Below are 7,112 nucleotides of genomic sequence, written 5' to 3'. Positions count from 1 at the left end.
GGTTTGCAGCTACAAGAAGTTGGCGATTTCGAAGCACAAATCTGTCTGCCAGCACTGAACTTAATACGAAGCACAAAGCTTCATTTAACCACTGAACCGCCAATTTCTTGTAGGTGCTGTTAGGTGCTGGCGTTCTGTTCATTATGTCTATGCCGTTCGCTATATTTTATCTGTTTCCTTTTGCTCTGTTGTGTGTCTTGCATAACATTTGACAATTTTTCGTGTCTGTCGCTCCGCCTTTACTCCAAGCTGTTACGTGGTCAGCATCCATTTCCGCTAATTTCCAAATTTTAGTTTTGTTTGAGTCGTGTCCTAAAGCACATAAAGGACAATTTGAAATTCCTTTTTTCTCGGCTTCTGCTGTTTGTTTTGCACAGATAGATTTTTTGGTTGCTTCGTCAAATACACGAACTTCAAGCAACTTTGTGTCTGTCGCACCGCCCAAAATAAACTCAAATATTCCTTTTCGGCTTTTTACATAAGGGTCGGCATAGAGTTTTTTTAATTCTTCTGATACAGTCTTTGAATTATATGGTTGTTTGCGATATGTTTCATACAAACGTCCCCATTCAAGTCCTTGCATTTCACTTTCAACGTCTATAAACACAGTCGAAACCCAGTCGATGACACTTGTAAAATAATTTTTTAACTCTGTAATGTTTTTGTCGAAACGGTGTCGACTCATATAGTCGCCAATGTTACCTTTACTTACCCAATCAAATGCTCTTTCTAAAAATTTCTGTCTGTCTGCACTACCCGAAACATAAGCACTCCATTTTTGAATGTTTGCGTTTTGACTATTACTAAATTCTTCTTTGCCAAGTGTAACAAACGGACCAGAATATACTGCATTTAATAATTCCTGTTCGTTAAGTGGAACACCAGCAATGTTGATTGTTTTAAACCACTCTTTTATTTCGCTTTCAGTTCCTTCACATTCATAAATAAGAAGTTTTGCTTCTAAAATCTTTGCTTGTTTATCACTTGCAATACTGTCAAAATATTGCTCCATTCCACTTTCGTCTTTGATAGATAATTTATTAGTTACAAATCGTCCGAAACTTGTAATACGCTGTTGACCGTCTAATACTTCAAGATTATTGTCGTTAATTTTATTGAAATAAATTAAGCCTAACGGATACCCTTTTAAAATAGATTCAATTACGGCAACATCTCTTTTGCCGTCTGCATAAATATAATTTCGTTGGTATTCGGGTTGAATAGTTAATTTACCAGACAAGCCAAATAATCCTTTACCTTCAAGTTGGTTATATACAAAACCATCGCAAATATCTTTCACTGTTATGTCTGTGCGTAATGTTGTTTTCATTTTTTGATAATGTTGTTTTTAATGAGAATTCTTGTATATATACGCTTAAAAGTACCGTCACCATTGGCGGTATAAAAACTTGGACCGCCTTGGACAAATGTTCCTTTCTTAACAACCTCAGACATAGGTATTCCGTGTGTTAAATTTGAACCTATTATTTCAAATTGCTCTGGACAGTATTTATCAAGGTATGAAATCGGAACTCCCATTATACCTTTATAATCGCTTGGAATAGCATCTGCAAATGGGACTTCAATTGCATCATAATTCTCGTATGTGTCATAAGATTCTTTGCCTTTGATTTCCTTATGTTTACTAAACTTCAAATTATCCTCCATTGTCATCAAAGGCATTGGTTGGTGTCGTCTCCCGTGGTCAATATTTGTAAACCAACAAACACCTGGCACACGATTAACTTTTTCTCCATTTTGTTCTTTTTCAAATTTGTAAGTGTCCGCATAAACAAAGTCAGATGGAACTTTGAAATACATACCTTTATTAAAGTTGGTTGCACCTAACCAAACTTTATTTTCTTTAATGTGAGGAAATAACTCCTTATAAGCTATGGCGTTCATATTCCCAATTATTAAAAATTGTTTGTCTGCTTCAATGACCCAAGCTAGAAAATCACGAAACAATGAGAATGGTGGATTTGTAATAATTATATCTGCCTCGTCTCTAAGTTTTTTTATCTCTTTGCTATTAAAATCTCCATCACCTTTTAAGTATTCCCATTCTAAATCATTTACATCAATTTTTCCGTCACCCGATTTGTCCCTTGTCAGTGTAAATATTTTGCCATTTTTTACAGTTTTATATTCGTCAAATTGAGGGTCGTTAACTTCAAAAAGGGTTGGTTGATAGTTGGTTTTATAGGTTTTGCTGTCTGGGGCATAACTTGTACTAATAAGTTTTTTAAGTCCATATCGTTCAAAATTTTGTGCAAAAAACTTTGTGAAGTTGCTCCATTCAGGGTCGTCACAAGGCATAAGAACTGTCTTGCCACGAAAAGCATTTGGATTAAATTCTAAATACGCTTCAATTTCTTTTTGTATGTCGTGGTATTGCGTATAAAATTCATCATTCTTTGCGTTTCTTGCATTTGTCAGGTTACTATTTGCCATATTTTATTCAACTATTTTTTTGTTCTTAAAATTAATTTTTTGTTTACAGATGTCGTATTTTCTGTTTTTGTTAGTTTCAATTTTCGTATTCAATGTCTAAATGGTTATATTTTTCACCAACTTTTTTTGCTTTTGCTTTTACGGCAATCCATTTATTTAGGTAAAGGCTTTCGGTATATTTGGTCTGTTCAAGTCCATCGTCTCCATTTATTTTAATTTTGGGCTTCGACATTTCTTCATCATTGTCTATGTTTCTTATAAATGCGTTTCCAGTTCTTGTGTCTGTATTTAAGTGATATATGTAAATTTTGTATTCTTTAAACTCATCGTCTATTGTCATTCCTTTTTTAGAAATCTCAATGTCCTCAACACTTGATTGAAAATCTTTACAAAATTTAATATCCATAAACGCAAGAGGAGTTTCATCTGTTTGAGATACATTTAATATTGAAAGACTTTCAAAGTGTTCGCCAATTTGTTCAGTTATTTTTTCAAATTTACCTGCCGATTTTATAATGTCAGCTTTAATAGAGTCTTTTAAGTTTTCGGGTTTATTGATTAAGGCTTTTTCATAAACTTCATTAAGAATTGTTTCTAACTCTTTAAGTTTTTCGGAAAATTCATTGTTTTCTGAAGTAAATATATCCTTGTCTTTAGTGAAGTTTTCAGAAATGTAACTAATATAATTTGCAATATATTTATCAATTGGTGCTTGGGGTAGAAAAAGATTTCCTCCTTTTTTGTCTTTTTGGCTTATGTCTAATTCAAAGTTTATTTTAAAGCTTCCTTCTGCATACGGTTGCAATAAAGCTTTAGGAACCAAATTGAAACCTTTTAAAGATTTTATTCTGTCTTCTAGAAATTCTGTGAAGCCATTTTGTATTTTAGAAACCTCATCTGCAATTGCCTTGTTCAAGTCTGCCAGTTTACCCTTTAGGCTAATTGAAAAAGTTAATGAATGTGCTTTTACTGTTGCTGGACAATAAGATTCGGTTGTTGGCAGATATTCAACAGGTAATGAGTTGAAATCAATATCGAAAGCTTTTTTAATTTTAAATTTAAAGTCCTTTTGAACAAGGCTTAAAGAACTAGATTGTTTAAGTATCTCTAAATATGAAATTTTCCCATTCATAAATTGATGGAATTCCTTATTTGTTAAAATAGTATGCAATGTCAAGATAGTTTTTGTGTCATCGTCTTCTTCAAGATGTGAACCTATTATCTTATTGCCATATTTATTTGTTCCAATATATAGAATGGGGAAGTCGTCAAAATGAAGAACAGAATAATTACTAACGATTTCCACTTGGTCGTTTTTTAGTATTTGTTTTGTATGTAAATTAAATTCGTTCATTCTATGCAAATTTAACTGTTTCAACAATAACTATTTTATCCAAATTGAAATCATCAGCTTTGAATAAATTATAATGACTTTTGTCGTCTTCCTCTGGTGAATACTTTACTTTACCAGTGTCCTCATTCAATCTGAATTTTAAGTAGTGTGCCCCCTTTTTAGGGTTGATTGTAAATGTGGTTTTATATTTTTCCAATATTTGATTTTCAAATTCAGGCTTTACTTGGTTAATTGAAACTCCTTTGTATGAGCAGATAGTTTCACAATCTTCCGCCTCAGGTCGAATTTCTCTTTCCCAGTGTGTAAGAAAGTCTTTATCTTCAACTTTGTCTTTTCTCAGTTTTCGAACGTATTCACTAGATGTGTCAATTACTGCTTTTGATAAACAGTCACAATTGGTGTCAGAATGTATTTTTTCAAATGTCATATTGCCTTAAATGTTTATTCGTTTACTGTCGGTTGTGTCTTTCTTTACGCTTGCACCTAACGTGTTTGTATATGAGCTGTGGCGTGTTTTAGCACGAACCTCTCCAAATATAAACCAACTTTGGGAAATCCAAAGATTTTCCAAATGGGTACAGACCAAGCCATAGCTTATATACGGTGTTGCCACACGTTTTTATTGGCTTTTTATAGCTTCCTCTATTTGATTGCCATTTTCGTAAACGACTAATTTTTTGGCTTTTCCTTTTTCCATTATAAACTGAATTTGGATATTATTCTGATTTAAATAGAACATATCTTCTGTTTCTGCAAGCATTTCAGCACTCCATACTTCTTTTTTGTCTACCAAGTCAGTCATTTTAAGAGTTTTTCCTTCTTTTTTTATGTTGACCATTCTATCAGAAGATTGATAATTCCCTTCGTATAATCCCAGAATTTCATCCTTAAGTTGAATTTTTCCGTATGGAATGTGATTATAACTTATTGTTCTTGCAAGTTTCCATTCATTATTGTCAAACCGCCATATACTTGTGAATTTAGCTTTTGATATAGGTTTACTTATGTTGTCATCTATTACGAGATGAAAAATATGTTCTCCATTTTCAATAGCTCCGTAATTTGTAACAGGGTATACTTCAAGACTCTCATTTATCAGTATTCTTTTAATTTGTTGTCTTTCTCGTTGCTCTCCACAAAACAATTCCATTGACTTCATTTCATTTCCTTTTGAAACTGTTAAGCCCTGTTTGTCGTGATAAAACTCATAATCAAAGGCTAAAAAAGATTCATATTTTTTGAGGTCGCAGTCATTTAGTGCTTTAAAAAAAGTACTGTCAAGTTTGGAAATTGTGTTATACAGTTCTCCACTTCTTTGTGCAAGGCTTTTTACACAAATCATCAAGATAATCATTGTTATTAGTTTTAATCGCATCATTTTTCAAATGTGTGGCAACGTTTGGTGTATGATTTCGTTGCGTGTTTCAGCAACTAAATTAGTAAACAAAAACGAACCAGAGGAAATTCCGCAGGAATTTCCAAGTACGCAAAAGCCTAGCAATGAATTATACACGGTGTTGCCACCAGTTATTTTTTCAATAGTATTTACTTAAAAAGCTCGGATTTCCTTTTTCTTCTGGATAGAAATATATTCCGACTATTAATTTACTATTTTCAGGTACTTTGTCATTAATTCCGTTGTCATTACTTGACCATTCGGATTTCTCGATTATTTCTATCAGTTTTTGGTCTATCGGGTTTTTAAATCCACTTATTTCAGTCACAGTTTTAATTGTCAAATCAGAAGCGAAAGTTATTTCATAAATTCCAAAATTTTTGTCAAGTTCAATTCCTTTAAATTGTTTTAAATCCTCACGAAGTTTTGATTTTTCTCTATAAGTTATTTTGTCAGTCGAATTAATATTTTTTTCCTTGAAAACTTTTAATATTTCCAATTCTCGTTTTTGTTTTTTCTGATTGCTTTTATTTAAATATAGCAAACCAGAACACATTCCGATTCCAAAATTCCCGTCTTTATTTTTTCTTGCATAAGCAACTAACTTTGTATTTGTTGGAATATAAATATCGCAAGAACTTCCAATTCCATTATCACTTCTGCCATAAACATAAATTGATTTCAGTTGTTCGCCTTTATACAATTCATTAATCTTTATATCTGCTTTATATCCTTGTTCATTCTTTTGATTCGGATAGATTTTTAGAATTGTTATGTTAGCAACAAATTCAGACTCAATAAATTTTTCCGTTATTTTCGGTTCATCGCAATCGCAAGCGAAAACTCCGATTGAAAATAGAAATATTGTTATTTGCAGGATTTTTTTCATAATTGGTGGCAACGGTTCGCAGCTAAAAGAAGTTGGCGATTTCGAAGCACAAAACTGTCTGCCACCACAAAACTTGATACGTAGCACAAAGCTTCATTTAACCACTGAACCGCCAATTTTTTGTAGGTGCTGTTAGCGGTTCGTTGTTTTTCGTCATTAAATTGTTTTGTTATTTATTTCTAATTTCCAATTAAATAATGTTTCTGAGTCGCCAATTTTAATAAAATTATTTTTTTGAAGCACTTTGAAAGATGCTGTATTTGTTTTGTCTGTCGAGGCGATAATTGATTTTACAGAAGATTGTGTTTTTGTCCAGTCAATAATTCCACCTACAATTTCTGTCATAAATCCCTTCCCTTGGAATTCGTCATAAGTTCCATAACCAATTTCTATTTCACCTTCGGCATTTGGTTCACCAACAATACATAGGTCACCTATCATTTTATTTTCAGTTTTTGAAATAGCTGTCCAAAGTGTAGAATACAAGTAATTTTTAGTTTTATCGGCTACGTTTGGTAAAATTGTTTGTTCAAATGCTTCTTTCAATTCGGGTGATATTGTCCTCGATGTTTCATTCAAGTTTAGTTCTTCTTCCAAAGAATTGTCGCATTTAGTGTATTTTACTAATTGGTCGTAAGTTAATGGTCGTAAAATAAGTCTTTTAGTTTCTATCATTTTTAGTTGTCAGTTTTTATATGAGTGTCGGTTTACAATGACCGCTAACGTTTTGCAGCTACAAGAAGTTGGCGATTTTCACCACAAAACTTGATGCGGAGAACCAATGTTTGATTAACCACAAATGTGACTGCGGAGTACTGAACCGCCAATTTCTTGTAGGTGCTGTGTGTGCCTTGAATGGTGAATATAGACCAAAAAGATGGTCGTTCCAACGGGTGAAAGTCCCTTAAGCGCGGGAGTCGTTACCCGAAGCCAAGCAAGTGGCAAGGTGGTTTACCGCGAGGTATGCACTGAAGTAAGCCAGACTGCGGTGTCTGTACTGACGAACAGGAACTCTATAT

The 7,112-nt window shown here is 33.1% G+C and carries 7 protein-coding genes; all 7 read right to left on the bottom strand.

Going from position 1 to position 7,112, the window contains the following annotated elements; all coding sequences use genetic code 11:
- Window positions 1–166: 166 nt before the first annotated feature.
- The 7 genes from BVH04_RS24695 to BVH04_RS24665 all read right to left on the bottom strand — a co-directional run bounded on the left by BVH04_RS24695 (window position 167) and on the right by BVH04_RS24665 (window position 6,768).
- Window positions 167–1,330 carry an HNH endonuclease family protein gene (locus tag BVH04_RS24695; RefSeq protein ID WP_086544130.1) on the bottom strand — a complete coding sequence of 388 codons (1,164 nt, stop codon included), beginning with the start codon at window positions 1,328–1,330 and terminating at the stop codon, window positions 167–169.
- Window positions 1,327–2,454 carry an adenine-specific methyltransferase EcoRI family protein gene (locus BVH04_RS24690; RefSeq protein WP_086544129.1) on the bottom strand — a complete coding sequence of 376 codons (1,128 nt, stop codon included), beginning with the start codon at window positions 2,452–2,454 and terminating at the stop codon, window positions 1,327–1,329. Before BVH04_RS24690 ends, BVH04_RS24695 begins: the two co-directional genes overlap by 4 nt.
- Window positions 2,455–2,530: 76 nt before the next feature.
- Window positions 2,531–3,808, bottom strand: a complete 1,278-nt coding sequence (locus BVH04_RS24685; RefSeq protein ID WP_086544128.1) for a hypothetical protein — start codon at window positions 3,806–3,808, stop codon at window positions 2,531–2,533.
- Between the two features lies 1 nt (window position 3,809).
- A complete protein-coding gene (locus BVH04_RS24680; RefSeq protein WP_086544127.1) occupies window positions 3,810–4,235 on the bottom strand; it encodes a hypothetical protein in 426 nt (141 codons plus the stop codon).
- 192 nt (window positions 4,236–4,427) lie between these two features.
- Window positions 4,428–5,162 carry a nuclear transport factor 2 family protein gene (locus BVH04_RS24675; protein ID WP_169714518.1) on the bottom strand — a complete coding sequence of 245 codons (735 nt, stop codon included), beginning with the start codon at window positions 5,160–5,162 and terminating at the stop codon, window positions 4,428–4,430.
- Window positions 5,163–5,343: 181 nt separating this feature from the next.
- Window positions 5,344–6,093, bottom strand: a complete 750-nt coding sequence (locus tag BVH04_RS24670; protein ID WP_086544125.1) for a hypothetical protein — start codon at window positions 6,091–6,093, stop codon at window positions 5,344–5,346.
- Window positions 6,094–6,249: 156 nt separating this feature from the next.
- Window positions 6,250–6,768: a GNAT family N-acetyltransferase gene (locus BVH04_RS24665; RefSeq protein WP_086544124.1), complete on the bottom strand. Its 519-nt coding sequence runs from the start codon at window positions 6,766–6,768 to the stop codon at window positions 6,250–6,252.
- Window positions 6,769–7,112: the final 344 nt, after the last annotated feature.

This window comes from Algoriphagus antarcticus, assembly GCF_002150685.1.
In the GTDB taxonomy this organism is placed as follows: Bacteria; Bacteroidota; Bacteroidia; order Cytophagales; family Cyclobacteriaceae; genus Algoriphagus; species Algoriphagus antarcticus.
The sequence above is the reverse complement of the archived record's forward strand: the minus strand, read 5'-3'. Positions and strand labels throughout refer to the sequence as shown.